Origin of the sequence: Priestia sp. TGN 0903 (assembly GCF_050846855.1) — a bacterium.
Taxonomy (GTDB): domain Bacteria; phylum Bacillota; class Bacilli; order Bacillales; family Bacillaceae_H; genus Priestia; species Priestia zanthoxyli.
This window is the reverse complement of sequence record NZ_JBOZGL010000001.1, coordinates 88,899-107,905: the sequence shown is the minus strand read 5'-3', so window position 1 is coordinate 107,905 and position 19,007 is coordinate 88,899. Positions and strand designations below refer to the sequence as shown.

Sequence of the window (19,007 nt, the reverse complement as noted above, 5' to 3'; positions counted from 1 at the left end):
CCTTTATGCGTTACTTTTTACTTTGTCAATTCCTTCTATGGAGTCACTCTTTTCCGGAGAAACAAAACCGTTTTGATCATATTCATAAATAAGTGATTCCTTTATACTGCAGCCTCCTGCTAAATGTTCTTCAACAATTCGATGAGCTACGTTTTCAGTGACCTGCTTGTACCAATCTCCTGAAGGGTACACGATAGCTACAGGAGCATCTTTGCATCTTCCGTTACAGCGCGTACGGGTTGTGTGAACCGCTTCATCTAGATTCAGTTCAGTCACTTTATTTCGAATAGCTTGCGTGGCTTCTTCTCCACCTTTTCTCATACAGCTGCTTCCATTACAAATCAATACGTGATGTTTTGTTCCATTTAAGTTCCACGTCGTCACACTTATTCGCTCCTTTACTAAAAAAACGCCTCTATCAATGATAGAGGCGCAGAAAAATTCAAACTAAGTTTTTGCACTTCCACCTATATCCCGTAGGGTAAGCTTCGCATTAGAAAAAGGCTGGTTTCCTGACTTCGATTCATCACTTGATTGCGCCTTCCCGAATACAGTGGCATATGCAATCAGCTCCTCTTCACAGTGGCGGGTACCGCGCTGGCTTCACACCAGACTTCCCATTTAACGCAATGTGAACATTGCGCACCTTTTTTGCACGATATGTAGTTTTGTGCTACGAGAAAAACCCGCTTCGCTAATATGCGAGCGGGTAAAACGTCAGAATAAAAGTGTACACGAATGCCACTTTAAGCCAACGTTTCCCTTCCCGCTCCCCGGAGAAATAGAAACTTCACAATAAAGACAGGTCTCCTGACTTGTGTATCATTCTACTTGAGAACCTTCCCGTGATTTTTCCACAGTGGTTATACTCGTTCGTCCACACTTACAGTTGCGGGGGCAGTACTGGTCTTTCACCAGTTTCCCTATTAAGCCTTCTTGGCATCTTTACTGTTGCTGTTTGATATATATGAACCTTTTAAACTATCAGAATAATAGAAGTAACTACCATATCATAGCGTACATTTTTTTTTATTTCAACTCTATTCTTTTCGTAAGATACAAGAAGCTATGAAAAAACAAGAGCATAAAGTCAGCTCTTGTTTTTTCATTATATAGCTACTAATGTTAAATGAGGATCATTATAATACACGACTTCTGAAAGAACTTTACAGCCATTTGTTTTTGCAAAAGCTTCTCTCGCCTGCGTTTCAGTTTCAAATTCAAACATTTTCATTTCTTTTCCAGCATATACCGTCAGTACCCACATGAAAAGATTCGCCTCCGATTATTGTAGTGATCGCTATATCCACATTATGACGAAACCATATCCTTTTGAAAACCCATTCTACAAAACTTGTCACAAGAAACTTTTAAAAATTTAAAAACATTTTAACTTCTGTAAATGAACAAAATGTACAAAAGGTTTAAGCCGTATTATACCTCTTTAAAAAAGGTGCTTTTTTTACCAACTGTTGCTTCACCAGTAAAAAAATATATAGTATTTATTAAAAAAAGAAGCCGGACAGCCGGCTTCTTTTTTAGGAAAGGAAAGTACAGACATCACAGTCCCGTCCTGCTCTTTGTTTTGCATAAAAATACACTAATTAAATATTCCTTTCTTAAAGCAGAACCATGTTCGATTGCACATAGTGGTAAAGAAGCTTGTACGTATGGTTTAATGAATCTTGATGCGTTCTCTCAAACGCATGAGAAGAATCAATTCCTGGACCAATTAAGCCGTGTACGATGTCATGCCCGGCACGAATAGCAGCAGAAGCATCTGATCCGTAAAACGGATAAATATCTAATTTGTACTGAATATCATGCTGCTTAGCTAGCTCCACCAAATGCTTTCTCAAACCGTAATGATATGGGCCGCTTGAATCTTTTACACAAATAGACACGGTGTATTCATCAGTAGATTGTCCATCTCCCATGGCACCCATATCAACCGCTAAGTATTCTACCGTTTGAGGCGTAATATTAGAATTTCCTCCGTATCCAATTTCTTCATTATTTGAAATAAGAAAGTGCGTAGTGTATGGCAGTTCGATCTGCTCTTCTTGAATTGTTTTCATGAGCTGAAGCAATAAAGCTACGCTTGCTTTATCATCGAGATGACGAGATTTAATAAAACCGCTTTTTGTTATTTCTACACGAGGATCAAACGAAACAAAGTCGCCGACTTCAATTCCAAGACTGCGAACATCTTCTGCGCTATGTACTTTTTCATCCAATCGAATTTCTATATTATCTTGATTTCGCTCAGCTTTACCTGCATCTTTATACACATGAACAGATGTTTGATGCATAAGGATGGTCCCTGTAAATACTTCTCCTGCTGACGTTTCGATTTCACAATATTCTCCTTCAATGGAATTGTAGCGGAACCCTCCAATCAAGTCGATTTTCAGACGTCCACTCGGTTTGATTTCTTTTACCATAGCACCTAATGTATCGACATGAGCCGTCAGCATGCGGTGATGATCCGTATCTTTACCGGGAATAGTAGCGACTAAGCCTCCTTTTCGATTGCGATACGTTTGAATATTTAGCTCTTTTACATAGTCTTCGACAAATGAAATCACCTTTTCTGTATTTCCAGAAGGACTGGGAATCGAAACAAGCTTTTTAATTAACTGAACAGTTTCCGTCATTATGACACTTCCTTTGTCTCTCATTTCTTTTATTTTACCATATGTTTCAAAAAAGATAACAGGCAGCTCCAAACAAAAAAGCCAGGCAGCTGCCCGGCTTTTTTGTTTTAAGCTATGTTTGATTTCTTTAATTCATTTGTGTAATTTAATGATTTTTGCTTATCAAACTCGCCTTCAGACTTGGACATTACAATTGCAGCTAAAGCATTTCCTACTACGTTAACTGTGGTACGCATCATATCAAGAATGCGGTCAATTCCTGCAATAAATGCCATGCCTTCAAGAGGGAAGCCCATAGATTCAAGCGTAGCAAGTACAACTACAAACGATGCCCCTGGTACACCAGCCATCCCTTTTGAGGTTAACATTAGCACAAGAAGGAGCTGAATTTGATCCATAATGGAAAGGTCAATGCCGTACATTTGAGCAATAAACAGCGATGCCAGCGCCTGATAAATGGTTGAACCATCTAAATTAAACGTGTAGCCTGTTGGAATAACAAACGATGTAACCGATTTAGAACAACCGAAGTCTTCCATCTTTTTGATAAGAGATGGTAAAACGGCTTCTGAACTTGCTGTTGTAAAAGCAAGAAGCAGCTCGTCTTTTAACACTTTTATGAGCGTAAACATGCTTGTTCCAGCCATTTTAGCAATAATTCCAAGAACCACAAGCACAAAGAAAATCATGGTGAAGTAAACGGCGAACACTAATTTCCCTAATGGAATAAGTGATCCGACACCAAACTTTATAATATTAACACCAATAAGTGCAAATACACCTAGTGGAGCAAATTTCATCACCAAATTAGTTACCCAAAACATTGCATCCAAGACGCCTTCAAAAAAGGCTAAAACAGGTTTTCCTCTCTGTCCAATCGAAGCTACGCCTACACCAAACAGTACGGAAAATAAAATGATTGGTAAAAGATCGCCTTCTGCTACCGACTGAAAGACGTTTGTCGGAACAATATGAAGAAGCTCCTGAGCAATCCCTGTACTTTCAGACGTTTTTGCCGTTGCCTCATATTGAGAAATATCGCTTTTTTCAATATGTCCCATATCAACCCCTGCACCAGGGTGGAATAAGTTCGCGGCAATAATCCCCACTACAATCGCAATGGTTGTAACAATTTCAAAATAAAGAATTGTTTTTCCGCCAAGCTTACCTAATTTTTTGATATCGCCTACTCCTGCGACCGCTACGATTAATGCTGAAATCACGATCGGTACGACAATCATCTTAATTAAATGAATAAATATGTCTCCAATTGGCTGTAAAATAGAAATGGCCGTATCGCTTCCGTAAAAGATAGCACCTACAGCTACGCCTAAGATCAGTCCAATTAGAATCTGAGTTGCTAGACCTAACCTTTTCACTTTCTTGCTCCTTTCGCACAGTTGACTTTCACCCATCGAGCATATGCGGTTCAACGAACCGTGTATAAATATACATCCTTACAGCACCTTATGTAAACAGTTCTTTACTAATAAGGATGTAAGGCCGCACATGCAAATTTTTAAAAGCCACGGTTCTGTTTTATCATATCAAATAATTGTTGTACACTGAGATTTTTTTGCTAAGTATTTTTCTATTTTTGCTATTTCAGCGAATAAATAAAAAAAATAAAATTTTATATTGAAATATGCATTTTAGGTTAGTATAATACGATACATGTTTATTTTTATTATTCGAATATAAAATTCTGAAAATTTTAATTATTCAACACGATAATAAAAAGCATTTATAATTTTGGAGGTTTTAATGTGTCAAACAAAGTTCCTTTTTCATTTATAGTGGTTATTGGCTTTATGCTTTTTGCCCTATTCTTCGGCGCAGGTAATTTAATTTTCCCTGCAATGTTAGGTCAGTCTGCTGGAAGCAATATTTGGTCAGCAAATGCTGGATTTTTAGTAACGGGTGTAGGTCTGCCTCTGCTAGGCGTTCTCGCATTTGGTTTTTCCGGAAAAGAGGATCTGCAGTCTTTAGCTAGTCGCGTACACCCAGCTTTCGGTATTATCTTTACTACGATTTTATACTTGGCAATCGGACCGCTTTTTGCAATGCCAAGAACGGGAAGTGTTTCGTTTGAAATTGGCGTTAAGCCTTTTTTATCAGAAAATTCAGGTCACCTTCCCCTTATCATTTTCACGGTAATTTTCTTTACGATTACGTGCTTTTTTTCGCTAAATCCTGCGAAAATTGTCGATTTAGTAGGAAAAGTTTTAACACCTATTAAATTAACGTTTATTGGAATATTGGTAGTTGTAGCCGTTGTGAACCCAATTGGAAAGTTCGAAGCACCAAGCGAAGCTTATACAACACACTCATTTTTCAAAGGCTTCCAAGAAGGCTACTTAACAATGGATACATTAGCATCATTTGTTTTTGGAATTATTATTATTAATGCAATTAAAGAAAAAGGGGCAAAAACCAACCGACAAATTATTACAATTTGTGCAAAAGCTACGGCTATCGCTGCCGTTATTTTAGCTCTTATTTATAGCGCATTGTCCTATATGGGTGCTTCAAGCGTATCAGAGCTTGGACGTCTTGATAACGGAGGTACGGTTTTGGCTGAAGTATCAAATTACTACTTTGGCTCTTACGGAGGAATTCTTTTAGGTCTGATGATTACCGTTGCTTGTTTAACAACAAGTGTAGGTCTTGTAACATCTTGTTCATCTTTTTTCCATAAGCTGTTTCCAAAGGTCTCTTATAAGTTGATTGCTGTCATTTTATCAGCTTTCAGTGCCGTTGTAGCAAATTTTGGCCTAACGGAATTAATCGCTATTTCGGTTCCAGTCTTAACAGCTATTTATCCGTTAGCTATTGTGTTAATTGCTTTAACATTCTTACATCCTTTATTTAAAGGACGTTCTGAAGTTTACCAAGTAAGCCTTCTGTTCACGTTTATCGTTAGTTTATTTGATGGCTTAAATGCTGCTGGATTCAAAATTGCCGCAGTAAACGATCTGTTTACATCGATTCTACCTATGTATGGAGTGGGTCTCGGCTGGGTAGTTCCTGCTATTGTAGGAGGATTAATCGGTCTTGGCATTACCTTCCTTCGTACAAATGATAATACGAACAGAAACACTTCAAGAAAATTGATTAAATAAAAAGAGGATGCGAGTGCATCCTCTTTTTATTTTGGCGTCTTATGAATAAGGAGTTTTTTTCTCCGTTAACTTCACTTCTTCCTTTAACACACGTTTTTCATATAGATATTTATCCGTTCGTTGAAAATGATATTTATCAGCTTTTTCTTTTTCAGATGTGGTCAAAAGCACTTGACCATCAGAAGCAGCTGACACACCAAACGTTTCATTTTGATAAGTAGCATACGGAGCTACAAAAAACACTTCTTCAACAGCATCACGAGGAACTTCTTTTGTAAAAGTCGTGTCATTGTATGGAATGAATCCATTTGCTACATCGCCTTTATCATAGCTAATCAGCTTTACACACCCGTTTTCCGTTTCATAACATTCGTAGTCTCGTTCATTATATGCTGCATACAAACCTTTTCGAATCATAAAAAACATTCCTTTACATTGGTTTAGCAACCGCTGGTACAAATCGTTTTTCTTCTGCCACGTAGGTAGCTAAAAGTACTTCTTCCTCATTTACCACTTGATATAGTTCCGCTCCGTTTGCTGGTGGATAATAGTTATCAAATTTGAACTCTGGAACGGTTTCCCCGTTTCGAGATCCTGTAAACCCATTAAGCGTACATGGAAGTCCATAATTATTACTAATTAATCCCTTTTAGTAGGTCTCAAAAATAAAACACACCATCTAAAATAGATGGTGTGTGAAGTATAGTAAGTAATTAAGAAATTTGTTTAAGTTCTGATGAGAGTTTTAAAAACTCTTCTTTATTTTTCATCAATAGCGTGCGGTCGATTTCTTCTTTTAGCTGTGCTTTACGAAATTCTGCAATCGCCTTGTCTAAAATCATCTCAGCGAATAATGCATCAAGCACCTTTCCGTTGGATTTTTGCGGTGAATTAAGTAAATTCTTTTTCATAAGAAATCAACTCCTTGGCTTTTTTATAATATAACACAAATATTCTGACTTTTCAATCATTTAAACCAAGTATTTTACATCTATTTTTTTCCACATAAAAAGGCCGCCCTTTTGTTATAAGGCGCGGCCTTTTATTACGAATCTGCGGCTTTTTCTTTTACTTCCGCATAGTAGTTTTCATATTCAATAAATTCAGGAGCTTGATGAGCTGCCATGATACCGTGGTAACTGATGTCTAAGCCCACTTCTTCTTCTTCTTCCGTAGATCGAAGCGGAACCACCAAGGAAATAACCTTTAACCCTATCCACGTCGTAACAAATCCCCAAGCGCATAGAGCAATTAATCCGAGAAGTTGAACACCTAATAACGTCCAGCCCCCTCCTGTAAACACACCGCCGTCTGTAGAAAACAAGCCCACAGCCAACGTGCCCCATATTCCCGAAGCAGCGTGTACAGGAAAAGCTCCTACAGGATCGTCGATTTGACGTGCTTCGAGCCAGTTTGTAGCTGCCATCATTAATAAGCCAGATACAGCTCCAATAAAAATAGCAGATGGTGTGTTAACAAAAGCGCACCCGGCCGTAATGCCAACCAGTCCGGCAAGCGATCCATTTATTACAGAAGGTGCATCTGAACGGTTGTAGCGAAATAAAGTATAAAATAAAGTAGCTGCTCCGCCTGCTGCTGCTGATAACATTGTGACAATAGCAATGTGACCAATTCTAACGTCAGTGGCACTTAGCGTACTTCCTGCATTAAACCCGAACCATCCAAACCATAATAAAAAAGCACCAACTGATGCAAGCGGCAAATTGCTTGGAAGAGAAACAGAACTAATTCCATTTTTCGTGAACTTCCCTTTTCTCGGTCCAATCATTATTGCAGCTGCTAAAGCTGAAAAACCGCCAAGAGCATGGATAACTGCCGAACCGGCAAAATCAAGCATTCCTAGCTTACTAATCCATCCGCCTCCCCAAATCCAGTGGCCGGCTATAGGATAAATAAATGTAGTCATTAAAATCGCATATAAAAGGTATGCGCGGAAATTAATTCGTTCTGCCACCGCTCCAGAAACGATAGAAATGACCGCAATAACAAACGCACATTGAAACAGCCAAAATGTTTCAAGCCCAATTGGAATGTCAAGGTGCGATAAATTACCTGAGAGCGCAAAACCGCTTTTACCGACGATTCCGCCTAAATCATCTCCGTACATTAATCCAAACCCAATTAAATAGAAACAAAGCGTTCCTATTGTAATATCAGCGAATACTTTCATAATAATATTGACGCTATTTTTATATCGGACAAAACCTGCCTCTAGCAAGGCAAAGCCGCCTTCCATTAGCAAAATCATCGCCGCTGTTAATACAACCCACGTCGTATTTATACCTAAACTTAGTTCATTAACACTCATATCCCAACGCCTCCACTGCTTTTTAGTCGTTTTATTTCTTGTACAATAGCAGGCGAAAGCGTAATTTCACTTGTTTCTTCATTTTCCGCTTTTATTAATTCAAGAACTTCATGAAGTTCTCGCATTTGTGCTTTAAGGTGATCAATTTTTTTAAAGCGTTCCTTTACGTATACCATATACTCGACCGCTTGATGCTGACTTAAAGGACGCCCGGTAAAAAATTTACGAAACGGTGATAGTGATTGGTACCAAGCTTCTTCAGCACGTTTCTTCTCTTCGTATTTACTAATTTTCGCTTTTATATCTTCTATTTCTTGTGCTTTAGCTTCTTTTAACTTCATTATAAATTCAATTAATTTTAATTGAGGCAATGTAATGACCACATTATGATAAAGTTCATCCACTATAACCATGTTATATCTCCTTACATAAGATGTTATATTTAGATTATATGTAGAACACTATAGTAAGTCAATGTAATTTTTTGAAAACTCTTTAAATAGTAAATGCGCCCTATCTTTTTACTACTTATAGAATATTAAGTTCGTATGTGTTGAAATATGACGTTATTTGTTTTATCGTAGGAAGAGGAATTATGTTAGTTCCCTATTTTAATTTTATTTACCTAGGCAATTATTCGCTTTATTTTTTATAAACTTTTATTAAACAAAGGGTTACGAGGTTCTTCACTTATTTTTTCAACGAAATGAGTTGATTTTATCTCGTATTAAAATTAAAATAGAATTATGTGCAAGATTTCACAACTTCACAATGTAGTTTGAAAGTCTAGCAGATAACTAGGAACTACATATGCAACAGTATCCAGCAAAGGAGGACTTTTCATGTCTCAATCAACTATTCAAAAATCAGCTGCAGAGGAAAATGCTGCTGTACAAACAGAAGCGGCGGTTAACAAAGGTCAAGCGGATGTGTTAGATCAATTGTTAAAGCCTGAAGTACAAGAAGCTCTTACTGTTCTTGTAGATAATTTACCAAAATTATCTGAAATGGTAACGGTGCTTACAAAAACTTACGACGTTGCGCAATCATTATTAACTGACGACGTATTAAAAGAAGATCTACTTGGTGGAGTAAAAGAATTTATCGAGCCAGTAGAAGGAACAGTAAAAGGTCTTGCAGCTACTGCAATCGAAGCAAACGATCGTGCAGAAGCAAATGCTTCTAATTCAATCGGTTTATTCGGTTTATTACGCATGCTTAAAGATCCACAAGCTCAAAAACTATTCCGCTTTGCACAAGCGTATTTAGACATTACAAACGAAAAACAAAAATAATTTTCATTAAAAAGTGTGGACGGAGGATCGACTATGTCAAAACATATTTTAATTTTAGGCGGCGGTTACGGTGGTTTATTAACTGCAATGACAGCTCGCCAACACCTAAGTGCGGATGAAGCAAAAATTACAGTAGTGAACCGTTTTGCTACTCACCAAATCATTACAGAATTACACCGTCTAGCTGTAGGCGGCGTTTCTGAACAAGCGGTAGCTTTACCACTTGATAAATTACTTAAAAACTACAACGTTGATTTAAAAATTGCAACGGTAAAAGAAATTTCACCAGATCAACGTGAAGTATCTCTTGAAGATGGTACAAAATTAAGCTACGACTACCTTGTTACAGCTTTAGGTAGTGAAACTGCTTACTTCGGTATCCCTGGTTTAGAAGAGCACAGCTTCGTTCTTAAATCAGTAAATGATGCAAACCGTTTACGTGCACACGTAGAAGCTTGTATCGCTGAATACAGCAAAACAAAAAATAAAGCTGACGGTACAATCGTAGTTGGCGGTGGCGGATTAACAGGTATCGAACTTGTTGGTGAATACGCTGACTTAATGCCAAGCCTATGCCTAAAACACGGTGTGGATCCAAAAGAAATTTCTCTATACTGTGTAGAAGCAGCTCCTACAGTTCTTCCAGGCTTCCCTGCTGAATTAGTAGAGCGTGCTCAATCAAGCTTAACAAAACGTGGCGTTACATTTGTTACTGGTACACCTGTAACAAAAATGGATGCTACAACTGTTGAACTTAAAGACGGCAGCAAAATTGAAACAAAAACAATGGTATGGACTGGCGGAGTTCAAGGTAACTCTGTAGTTGCTAACTCAGGTATCGAAGTAAACCGCGGTCGTGCACTTGTAAATGAATTCTTACAATCTACATCTCATAAAGATGTATTCCTTGCTGGTGACTCAGCGGTTGTAATGGGTCCAGAAGGTCGCCCTTACCCACCTACTGCTCAATTAGCTTGGCAAATGGGTGAAGTTGTAGGCGTGAACTTAGCAGTAGCTATTCGCGGCGGAGCAATGGAATCATTCGTTCCTGTCTTCTCTGGTACACTAGGAAGTCTTGGACGCAAAGATGCAATTGGTACAATCGGCGGAAACAAAACGCAATTAAAAGGTTTACCAGCATCACTTATGAAAGAAGCAAGTAACGTTCGTTACTTATCTCATATCAAAGGATTATTCGCATTAGCTTATTAATCCGTCTTAAAACGAAAGAGGGAAATTCCTCTTTCGTTTTTTTTTATTTACATAAGCCAAGAAATAAGAAGCGGCAGCGTAACCAGCGATAAAATAGCACTAATAACAAAAGCAGAGGCCGTTTCGTTTTCCATGCTTTCAAACCGCAAAGCAATCATCGCAGCTACAGCAGATCCAGGAAAAGCTACCAGTAAAATAGCTTTTGTCACTTCATCTGAAGACAACCCTATCCATACTGCAATTCCAAGCATAACGATCGGTTGAACTGCTACTTTTAAGACAGCGATCCCGAGCGCGCCTTTACTGAAGTTAATTTTTCCAATTCCAATCGTTACTCCTACCGCAAACAAAGCTGCTCCGGATGTGATACTTCCAATTTGATCAAGCATATCCTGTAACAGTTTAGGTGACTGAAAGCCGCAAAGCGTTAAAATCACTCCAATTAACGGGACGCATGCCAAAGGCTCAGATAGACCATGCAAAATAGAATGAACCGTTACTTTGAATAAACTTGTTTTCTCTTCCCCTTCTTTTCGTCCCCTTTGGCCAACGGTTCCCAAAATCGTTGCCAACGGATCTAAAATCGCGTTCACCACGATTCCTGTGATGGCAATTGGAATCGCTACTGCACCTGCACCAAACAAGCCTCCAAGTACCGGAATGCCCATAAAAGCAAACGTTGGCTGAGCTGAGTTTAGAGCAAACATAGAAGAAGAAGTTAGCGTATGCTTCCCTGCATACTTCACGATGAGCAATATAATGAGATAAAACCCGACGATGCCTAAAATCAGCGCAACTAAAAACGGCCATTCATCTATGAGTGTTTTTCTTGGCGTTGTCGTCACACCTACAAATAAGTGTGCAGGAAGCGCAAACTTCGTTACTAATGTGTTAAGCCCCTTAGACGTTTGCTTGTCAAATTTTTTAAAATGCCCTGCTAAATAACCAAGCAAAATGACAAAAAAGATAGGCGCGAGAATGAGAAAAATTTGACCTATGCTCATTTATCATTCACCTCATTCATTTCTTGCCTTAACAGGTTTATAAACAGGCTGCCATACCGCTTCTTCTACAAGTTCAGCTACATTTTTTTCGGTAACAGTTGCTACGTTATCTTTTACAGCAGCATCGGCAACTGCCACAGCAACCGCCTTTGATACTTTTTGAAGATCTTTAATATTTGGAAGAAGCGTATCTCCTTTTGTATCTGTTTCTGCTATACGCGCTACTGCATTGGCTGCTTCTGCAAACATAGATTCAGTAAACTTTTGAGCGCGAACCACAATTGCACCTAAACCAAGACCTGGAAACACAAATGCATTATTAGCCTGTCCGATTTCGTAAGTGTGCCCGTTATATTCAACGGGTTCAAATGGACTTCCCGTTGCAATAAGGGCTTTTCCTTCCGTCCATTTTATAATATTTTCCGGAACAGCTTCAGCAAGTTTAGTTGGGTTTGAAAGCGGCATAATCACCGGGCGCTCTACATGCTTTGCCATTTCTTTAATAATTTCTTCGGTAAAAGCATCCGTGACGCCTGATGTTCCAATTAAAATCGTTGGCTTCACTTGCTTGACAAGCTCCAACAGTGAAATTTTATTTTCATCGCCCTTTTCCCATTCTTTAATCTCTTCATTTTGGCGAACATACGGCTGTTGAAAAGGAGCTAAATCTTCCATATCTTCCGTTAACAGACCTCTGTAATCATATGCCCAAAAACGATCATATGCTTCTTCTTCAGATAACCCTTCAAGCATCATCGCACTATGAATACGATCAGCATTCCCAATTCCAGCAGATCCCGGTCCAAATACAACAACCCGCTGATCTTTTAAAGGCGTACCTGTAATACGGACGGCTGTTAAAACGGCTGCAAGAGTAATTACTCCCGTTCCTTGAATATCATCATTAAATGTTAAAATTTTATCTCCGTATTCTTTCATAATGTGACGCGCATTAATATTCCCAAGATCCTCCCAATGAAGAAGCGCTTTAGGAAACTTGGCCGTTATTTCTTTTACAAATTGAGCGATAAAACGATTATAGTCTTCTCCTTTTACTCGTTCATGACGATTTCCTAAATACAAAGGATCTTCAAGAAGCTTTTTATTATTGGTCCCCATGTCAAGAACAACAGGCAGTACGCGGCTTGGGTCAATTCCTGCTGCAGCTGTGTAGACCGCTAACTTTCCAACTGCGATATTGATCCCTCCTACTCCCCAGTCCCCAATTCCTAAAATACTTTCTGAATCCGTGACTACAAGCAAATCAATATCTTCGCTGTCGAGCCCTAAGTTTTCAATCGCCTCACTTAATCTGTCCGCTTCATTTACGGATAAATATAAGCCGTCAGGACGATGGTATTCATGGCTGTATTCTTGAATAGATTGACCTACAGTAGGCGTGTAAATAATGGGAAGCATTTCACTTAAATGATCGGTTAATAAACGATAAAACAACACAACGTTCCGGTTATGCAGATCATTTAACGAATTATTTTTTTGAAGATCATTCGGTGCTTTTTTGAACTGCTCATATGCTCTTTTTGCCTGCTCTTCTAACGTTAAGACCGTTGGAGGAAGAAGTCCCTGCAGATGAAGCTCTTTTCTTTCTTCTTCAGTAAAAGCAGAACCTTTATTTAAATAAGAAGTGGATAAAACTGATTTTCCTTTTAGTGAAGTTGAAATTGACCCATCTCTTTCTACTTTATACGCTCTCATGTTTTTACCTCTTTTCTTGAACAATTAGATAGGGTTAGGTTCAGCAAAGAGATATATTTTTAACCATTTATTTTTAATGAAAACAAAAAAGAGATTGAGCCATAACTACATCAATCCAATCTAAAGACGACCAAACGGTATAAATGAAATCTACGTTCAACCTAACAATAAAAAAATCCGAACGATTCATCGTTCGGATCTTCCTTACACGAAAATACGTTTTTTACACCATGCTATAGTCTTCGTGCTCACTTTCTGAGTAATTAGGCGGCTGTATATGGGAAGGCACAAGACATTCATAGCTTTCCCCTTCTAGCCTATCCTCTAGCTCTTGTTTCGCTTGACTAATCAGCTCTTGATTTTCTATCATTTCAATCGCCGTAGCCGCAATGGCTTTTCCAGCTAACAACATCGCATCGTGAGCATACTCTGTTTTCCCTTGAGCAACAGCTTGCCATGTATGAAACGGCGTAGCATAAGCCCACGTTGCGGTCACGCACTGTGCAGTTGGAACATTCCAGCTAACGTCTGCGACATCGGTTGATCCCGTCATGAAGGAAACATTTTTAGACATAGGAGCAATTTGGTTGAAGACTGGATGATTTGCTAAAGCTCTGTCTAGCAGTGAACCGACTTGTTTTTTTGCTGCTTCTTTGTCTTCAGCGGATGTAGACTCGTAAATAGCTTTGGCGAAAGCCATGTCTTCTTGTTTCACTTCAGCCAAATTTATCTGCATCATTTGCTTATGCATCAGCTGCTCCATTGTTTGATTTGGAATTAGATTAGCGCAGGCTCCTTGAATTTCCTGTTCCACTTGTGTTTCAGTCATTAAAGCCGCTCCCTTTGCAATTTTCACAACCCGTTCATAAAGTTCTTTTACTTGAGATGGCTTCGGAGCACGAATTAAGTACATGACTTCCGCTTCTGCTTGAACAACATTAGGAGAAATGCCTCCGCTGTTTGTAATGGCATAGTGTACGCGCGCTTCATCTATCATATGTTCACGCATATAATTCACACCAATATTCATCAACTCTACAGCGTCTAAAGCGCTTCTGCCAAGGTGAGGACTAGCAGCTGCATGACTGCTTCTTCCTTTAAATTTAAAAGTTGCTTGCATAACCGCATTCGATGACGTATGCATGACACCATTAACGGTAGCCGGATGCCACGAAAACGCGATGTCTACATCTTGGAAAAATCCTTCTCGTACCATATACGTCTTTCCGTAGCCACTTTCTTCAGCTGGACATCCATAGTATTGAACGGTTCCCGGAACATTTTTTTCTTTTAAGTATTCTTTGACTGCAAGCGCAGCTGCTAGTGAGCCTACGCCAAGTAGGTTATGTCCACACCCATGGCCATTTCCATTTTTTTTGACTGGATCTGCTACTGCACACTTATCTTTTTGACTCAGCCCGGTAAGCGCATCATATTCACCAAGAATAGCGATAATCGGATAACCGTGCCCGTAACTTCCAATAAAACCTGTTTCAAGGTTAGCAATATGTGTACGAAGCGTAAACTCTTCTTTTTCTAACATGTCGCAAATTAGCTGTGCCGACTTATACTCTTCAAACCTCGTTTCTGCATATTCCCATATTTGATCACTGATTTGAGTTAGCTCGTGTCGCTTTTGTTCAATAAGTTGTTCGACTTTTTTGACAATACCCATGAGACACTCTCCTTTTTCCCTCATTATTTAACAGCATTTTGTGCGTTCACTACCACTTTTGCAGGTCGAATCGAAAACAACGAAATAGCACAGACAAGAGCGCAGATAATTAATAAAGCAAACGCTGCATTATACGACCCGCCAAACGATTGTACTAAAAAACCAATAAGCATTGGTGTTAATACGCCGGCTGCTTGAGCCCCTGTATTAATAAAACCATTTGCTGAACCGACCACTGATTCAGGCAACATTTTTAAAGGAGCTGAAGCGATTAAAATCACATTAAATGAAAACAGTAAAGTTACTGCGCTTTGAAAAACGATAAACATGCCTACGCTAGGTGAAATAGCCATTAAGCAAAGAAAAACGCCCATCAGTAAACCAAAAACCGCCGCTATCATCTTGTCTTTTCCATCTGGAAGCTTATCTAAAATAAAGCCGCTAACAAACATTCCTATAATGCCTACAAATGCTGGGATAGCGGAAAGAAAACCGATGTCTGTTAAATTCAAATGTCTTACTTCGGCTAAATATGTAGGCATCCACGACATGAGCCCCCAGTTAATAGCGTAAATACTGAAATAGGCAATAAATAAATTCCAAATCATCGGGGTTTTGATAATTTCTTTTAATGTCATCTGCTTAGCAGGAATAGCAGAAGCCTCTCTTTTTTCCCCCTGCTGCTTTTCTTTTAGTAAAAAAACAAACAGAACTGTAATAACAAGCCCGATGGCTCCTATGATATAAAAGATACTTCTCCAGCTTATCGTTTGCATCAGCTGCGTCGCTAGAATCGGTGTCACCACGCCCATGATCGTACCTGACGATAACAAAAAGGACATGGCTCTACTGCGTTCTTGCTGAGGAAACCACCCTGCGATTCCTTTTGACGCAGATGGAAAATAGCTCCCTTCCCCTAATCCAAATAAAAAGCGAATGATAATAATAGAAGCAAAAGACCAGGCCATTCCGGTAAAAACTGTAAACAAAGACCATAAAAGCACGGCAATTGTAATGACTTTTTTAAACCCAAAGCGGTCTGCCAGCCACCCACCAGGTATTTGCATCAGTGCGTATCCTGCAAAAAAACTGCTTAAGATGATACCTGTAGAAGAAGCATTAAGGTGTAGATCTTTCGAGATATCTAAAATAGCGTAATTAATAATAAAACGATCTAAGTTTCCAAGCGACCAGCCTAAAAATAATAAAAATAAAATGATGTATTTCCAGTTCGACCTTGCTAGCATAAATGCACTCAACTCCTTTTTATTCCATTTAATGTAATGTTTTGTAACAAATCGATTCGTTACATAAATATTAAAAAATTCTGACTATTTTTTCAATGTGCATTTCTATATAATAAGAACTATAACTATGTATTTTTTTACATTAAGTAGTCTATAAGGGGTTGTTAATATGAGTGATTTATTAGCTAATATGAAAGGTTATCTTACATCTATTATTAAAAACAGTTCTTATCAAATTTGGACAAGTATTGATTCTGCAAATTTTAACATGATTTTTTCCAGTTCTTCATGCTCATCCCTGACTTACACGCCTCCCACTAGCCTACATAACGGCAGTGATTCCTTTCAAAAGCATATCGCATATGAAGAGTTCGAAGAAATTTACTTATCCTTTCCAAACCGGTATGCGTTTGTTGTTCGCATATTTGCTAAGCACGAATGGACACCACAACAAATAAAGAAGCTATCCGCTAACTTTTCTCCTTATGTGCTGCAAAAAAAGCTAGAGCGGCATGAGCACATTTTGAACGTACTTATGAAAAGCATTAAGGAAATCTCGCTTTTACAAGACTCTGACTATCTATTAACAAGAATTCTAGAAAATGCTCTTTCAGTTATTTCTGTTGCGGATATGGGCGTGCTGTGGATGTTTGATTCTTCCACTGAATTTCTTTTGCCTCGCGCCTGGTCCGGGGGGCCAAACAATGAAATTCAAAACATGAAAATGAAAGTTGGCGAAGGAATTATCGGAAAGACATTTCAGCATAATAAAAGCTATACGTATACGAACTTAGAGGATATAATACACGATTCTTCTACTATGACTGACGATAATATTCACTATCTTAATCAGTCCTATACATTTACAAACATTCAATCTATTATTTCTGTCCCCATTTGTATGGAAGAACAGACGGTATGCGTACTCATTATTTATCAAAATGGTACAACCCCTCTTTTAAATGAAGAGGATAAAGAATTGTTAGAAAGCTTTTCCGATCAAGTATCGATTGCTCTCTTAAACTCAGCGCTTTTTGAAGATGTAAAAAAACAAAATGAACTTTTAATACGCCGCGATCAAATTCATCGCACCTTCATGAATGTTTCCCTTCAAAGTAAAGGAATTGAACCGATACTTAACGAATTACGCCGAATGGTTACATCTCCTGTCACCATTGTAGATTTTGTTGATAATAAGACCTATGGCTTCTTGAAATCCTTTGATATAGACACAAAAACAGCTGAATTTCACACGCATTTTGTTTTACATACAAAAGCTTGCTTCTATACTATTGAGTCACACAACCAGAAGCACAGCGTCTACATTCAACCGATACACGGCATTGATACGCTCTTAGGGTTAGTTATTCTGCAGACAAATCAAGAAGATCTTTCCTCTCTAGATCAAGTGGCACTCGAACAAAGCAGCTCTGTTATTGCACTAGAAATGCTGAAAAAACAAACGTTAGTCGATTTATTTTACAAGCGAACGCATGAACTATTTAGTGAATACTTATCATGTTATGACACCACTTTACTGTATCAAAAAGCAAATGAGCTAAACATTGATACAAAAAAGCATATTCTAGTCGCTCTTATTACCATTCGTTCACAGGCGGACCTGCAGCTCTTAAACTTACATCTTCATCGCCTTGTATCTGACATCAAATCGGTTTTTAGTTCAAAAGCGCCGGTCGTATACGGATTCGACACGAAAGTAACCATTGTATTCACGCTTGATTCTTATGAAGACCATCATGCTATTATCAAACAATTAGAAGATTCACTCTCAAAATGGCGTTACTACAATGAATGTCATGTAAAAATAGGGATTGGAAGTCGTTATTCTCACTTTACCCAAATAGAAAAAAGTTATAGTGAAGCTGAAAAAGCTGTCTCTTACCTTCTGTCTCAGCAGCAAGATGGATGCATGTTGTATGAGGAAATAGGAATTAACCGCTTATTTATTAATCAATCGAAAGAAGAAGTAAAAACCTTTATTGATGAAGTATTTGTCCCTCTTAAAAACAATCATTTGAATGATGAACCTTTAGAGCAAACGCTAGAAGCGTATTTTGATAACAACCGTTCTGCTTCACTTACAGCTAAGCAGCTTCATATTCACGTTAATACACTCTATCAGCGGTTGAAGAAAATCGAAGATAAAATGAACATATCATTTACAAATAGTGAACATCTATTAAAAGTGCAGCTAGCGTGCTATTTGAAAAAATTTCACTACAGCTAAAAAACCGATTCTTATTTTTAAGAATCGGTTTTTTCAGTAGAAAGAACAGCCTTAATTGATTGCTCCCAGCGGCTCCGTACCTCTTTGGAATCATGAAGCTGAAATTGAATGCCCGATGTTAAAACTGCATATTTTGCGTAATCTTCTTTAACAGCGGCTACTTCTCCCGTAAATAGCTCATAGCCTGATAACACAGGAGCTTCTTTTTTTAGCCAAAATTTAATGTAATAAGCTTTGCCTTCAACAACTAATGTAACGGTTGCCTTATGATTCTGTATCATGTTTTTTGAAGACGTGGTATCTTTCCATACTAACAGCTTGACGCGCGAAGAGCTAATAGCTACCAGCTCTCCTGCGCTAATCATTGCTACATGAGGAAACCCCTCGGATGTCACTGTAGATAGCAGCATCGCAGCATGCTGTTTCCTTTCTAGATCTTTTCCATTTAAAAATACGCGCACGGCTTTTGGCAGCTCTGCTTTATTCATTTTACTTACCACCT

At 38.5% G+C, this 19,007-nt stretch carries 17 protein-coding genes and 2 riboswitches; of the genes, 4 read left to right on the top strand and 13 right to left on the bottom strand.

The features are described from left to right. Positions 1–3: 3 nt before the first annotated feature. The 4 genes from ACRPLY_RS00575 to ACRPLY_RS00560 all read right to left on the bottom strand — a co-directional run bounded on the left by ACRPLY_RS00575 (position 4) and on the right by ACRPLY_RS00560 (position 4,036). On the bottom strand, positions 4–384 hold the full coding sequence (locus ACRPLY_RS00575) for a (2Fe-2S) ferredoxin domain-containing protein (RefSeq protein WP_033579174.1): 381 nt from the start codon (positions 382–384) through the stop codon (positions 4–6). 101 nt (positions 385–485) lie between these two features. Then, positions 486–665, bottom strand: a riboswitch (cobalamin riboswitch). Positions 666–783: 118 nt separating this feature from the next. Beyond that, positions 784–962, bottom strand: a riboswitch (cobalamin riboswitch). A 146-nt stretch (positions 963–1,108) separates the two neighbouring features. Then, positions 1,109–1,267, bottom strand: a complete 159-nt coding sequence (locus ACRPLY_RS00570; protein WP_014459832.1) for a hypothetical protein — start codon at positions 1,265–1,267, stop codon at positions 1,109–1,111. A 352-nt stretch (positions 1,268–1,619) separates the two neighbouring features. After that, on the bottom strand, positions 1,620–2,657 hold the full coding sequence (locus ACRPLY_RS00565; protein ID WP_047750842.1) for a M42 family metallopeptidase: 1,038 nt from the start codon (positions 2,655–2,657) through the stop codon (positions 1,620–1,622). A 107-nt stretch (positions 2,658–2,764) separates the two neighbouring features. After that, a complete protein-coding gene (locus ACRPLY_RS00560; RefSeq protein ID WP_325077901.1) occupies positions 2,765–4,036 on the bottom strand; it encodes a cation:dicarboxylate symporter family transporter in 1,272 nt (423 codons plus the stop codon). Positions 4,037–4,423: 387 nt separating this feature from the next. Here ACRPLY_RS00560 and brnQ point away from each other — a divergent pair, with 387 nt between their 5' ends. Continuing rightward, a complete protein-coding gene (brnQ, locus tag ACRPLY_RS00555) occupies positions 4,424–5,779 on the top strand; it encodes a branched-chain amino acid transport system II carrier protein (RefSeq protein ID WP_049164898.1) in 1,356 nt (451 codons plus the stop codon). 39 nt (positions 5,780–5,818) lie between these two features. On the opposite strand, the gene ACRPLY_RS00550 is transcribed toward brnQ, so the two are convergent. From ACRPLY_RS00550 to ACRPLY_RS00535, 4 genes are all read right to left on the bottom strand, one after another. Further along, positions 5,819–6,196 carry a hypothetical protein gene (locus tag ACRPLY_RS00550; protein WP_034269163.1) on the bottom strand — a complete coding sequence of 126 codons (378 nt, stop codon included), beginning with the start codon at positions 6,194–6,196 and terminating at the stop codon, positions 5,819–5,821. Between the two features lie 296 nt (positions 6,197–6,492). Further along, a complete protein-coding gene (locus ACRPLY_RS00545; protein ID WP_013057324.1) occupies positions 6,493–6,690 on the bottom strand; it encodes an IDEAL domain-containing protein in 198 nt (65 codons plus the stop codon). A gap of 134 nt (positions 6,691–6,824) precedes the next feature. Continuing rightward, entirely contained in the window at positions 6,825–8,108 is a 1,284-nt protein-coding gene (locus tag ACRPLY_RS00540) for an ammonium transporter (RefSeq protein WP_098999400.1), read from the bottom strand. Continuing rightward, complete coding sequence (locus ACRPLY_RS00535) at positions 8,105–8,521, bottom strand: hypothetical protein (RefSeq protein ID WP_028413111.1); 417 nt, start codon at positions 8,519–8,521, stop codon at positions 8,105–8,107. The genes ACRPLY_RS00540 and ACRPLY_RS00535 overlap by 4 nt, the downstream gene beginning before the upstream one ends. A gap of 429 nt (positions 8,522–8,950) precedes the next feature. On the opposite strand from ACRPLY_RS00535, the gene ACRPLY_RS00530 reads away from it, so the two are divergent. Together ACRPLY_RS00530 and ACRPLY_RS00525 are read left to right on the top strand one after the other, a co-directional pair. After that, the gene (locus tag ACRPLY_RS00530; protein WP_013057327.1) at positions 8,951–9,403 is read left to right on the top strand and encodes a DUF1641 domain-containing protein; all 453 of its coding nucleotides are present in this window, start codon (positions 8,951–8,953) and stop codon (positions 9,401–9,403) included. 33 nt (positions 9,404–9,436) lie between these two features. Then, a complete protein-coding gene (locus ACRPLY_RS00525) occupies positions 9,437–10,615 on the top strand; it encodes an NAD(P)/FAD-dependent oxidoreductase (RefSeq protein WP_013057328.1) in 1,179 nt (392 codons plus the stop codon). Between the two features lie 47 nt (positions 10,616–10,662). On the opposite strand, the gene ACRPLY_RS00520 is transcribed toward ACRPLY_RS00525, so the two are convergent. The 4 genes from ACRPLY_RS00520 to ACRPLY_RS00505 all read right to left on the bottom strand — a co-directional run bounded on the left by ACRPLY_RS00520 (position 10,663) and on the right by ACRPLY_RS00505 (position 16,257). Continuing rightward, positions 10,663–11,619, bottom strand: a complete 957-nt coding sequence (locus ACRPLY_RS00520; RefSeq protein WP_028413110.1) for an AEC family transporter — start codon at positions 11,617–11,619, stop codon at positions 10,663–10,665. Between the two features lie 12 nt (positions 11,620–11,631). Then, entirely contained in the window at positions 11,632–13,335 is a 1,704-nt protein-coding gene (locus ACRPLY_RS00515; RefSeq protein WP_028413109.1) for an NAD-dependent malic enzyme, read from the bottom strand. 223 nt (positions 13,336–13,558) lie between these two features. Further along, positions 13,559–15,010 carry a M20 family metallopeptidase gene (locus ACRPLY_RS00510; protein WP_028413108.1) on the bottom strand — a complete coding sequence of 484 codons (1,452 nt, stop codon included), beginning with the start codon at positions 15,008–15,010 and terminating at the stop codon, positions 13,559–13,561. Positions 15,011–15,033: 23 nt separating this feature from the next. Then, positions 15,034–16,257 carry an MFS transporter gene (locus tag ACRPLY_RS00505; RefSeq protein ID WP_028413107.1) on the bottom strand — a complete coding sequence of 408 codons (1,224 nt, stop codon included), beginning with the start codon at positions 16,255–16,257 and terminating at the stop codon, positions 15,034–15,036. Positions 16,258–16,426: 169 nt separating this feature from the next. On the opposite strand from ACRPLY_RS00505, the gene ACRPLY_RS00500 reads away from it, so the two are divergent. Then, positions 16,427–18,505: a helix-turn-helix domain-containing protein gene (locus ACRPLY_RS00500; protein WP_328170676.1), complete on the top strand. Its 2,079-nt coding sequence runs from the start codon at positions 16,427–16,429 to the stop codon at positions 18,503–18,505. Positions 18,506–18,522: 17 nt separating this feature from the next. Here the strand turns inward: ACRPLY_RS00500 and ACRPLY_RS00495 are convergent, their stop codons facing one another. Further along, positions 18,523–18,993 carry a hypothetical protein gene (locus tag ACRPLY_RS00495; RefSeq protein WP_328170677.1) on the bottom strand — a complete coding sequence of 157 codons (471 nt, stop codon included), beginning with the start codon at positions 18,991–18,993 and terminating at the stop codon, positions 18,523–18,525. Positions 18,994–19,007 lie beyond the last annotated feature (14 nt).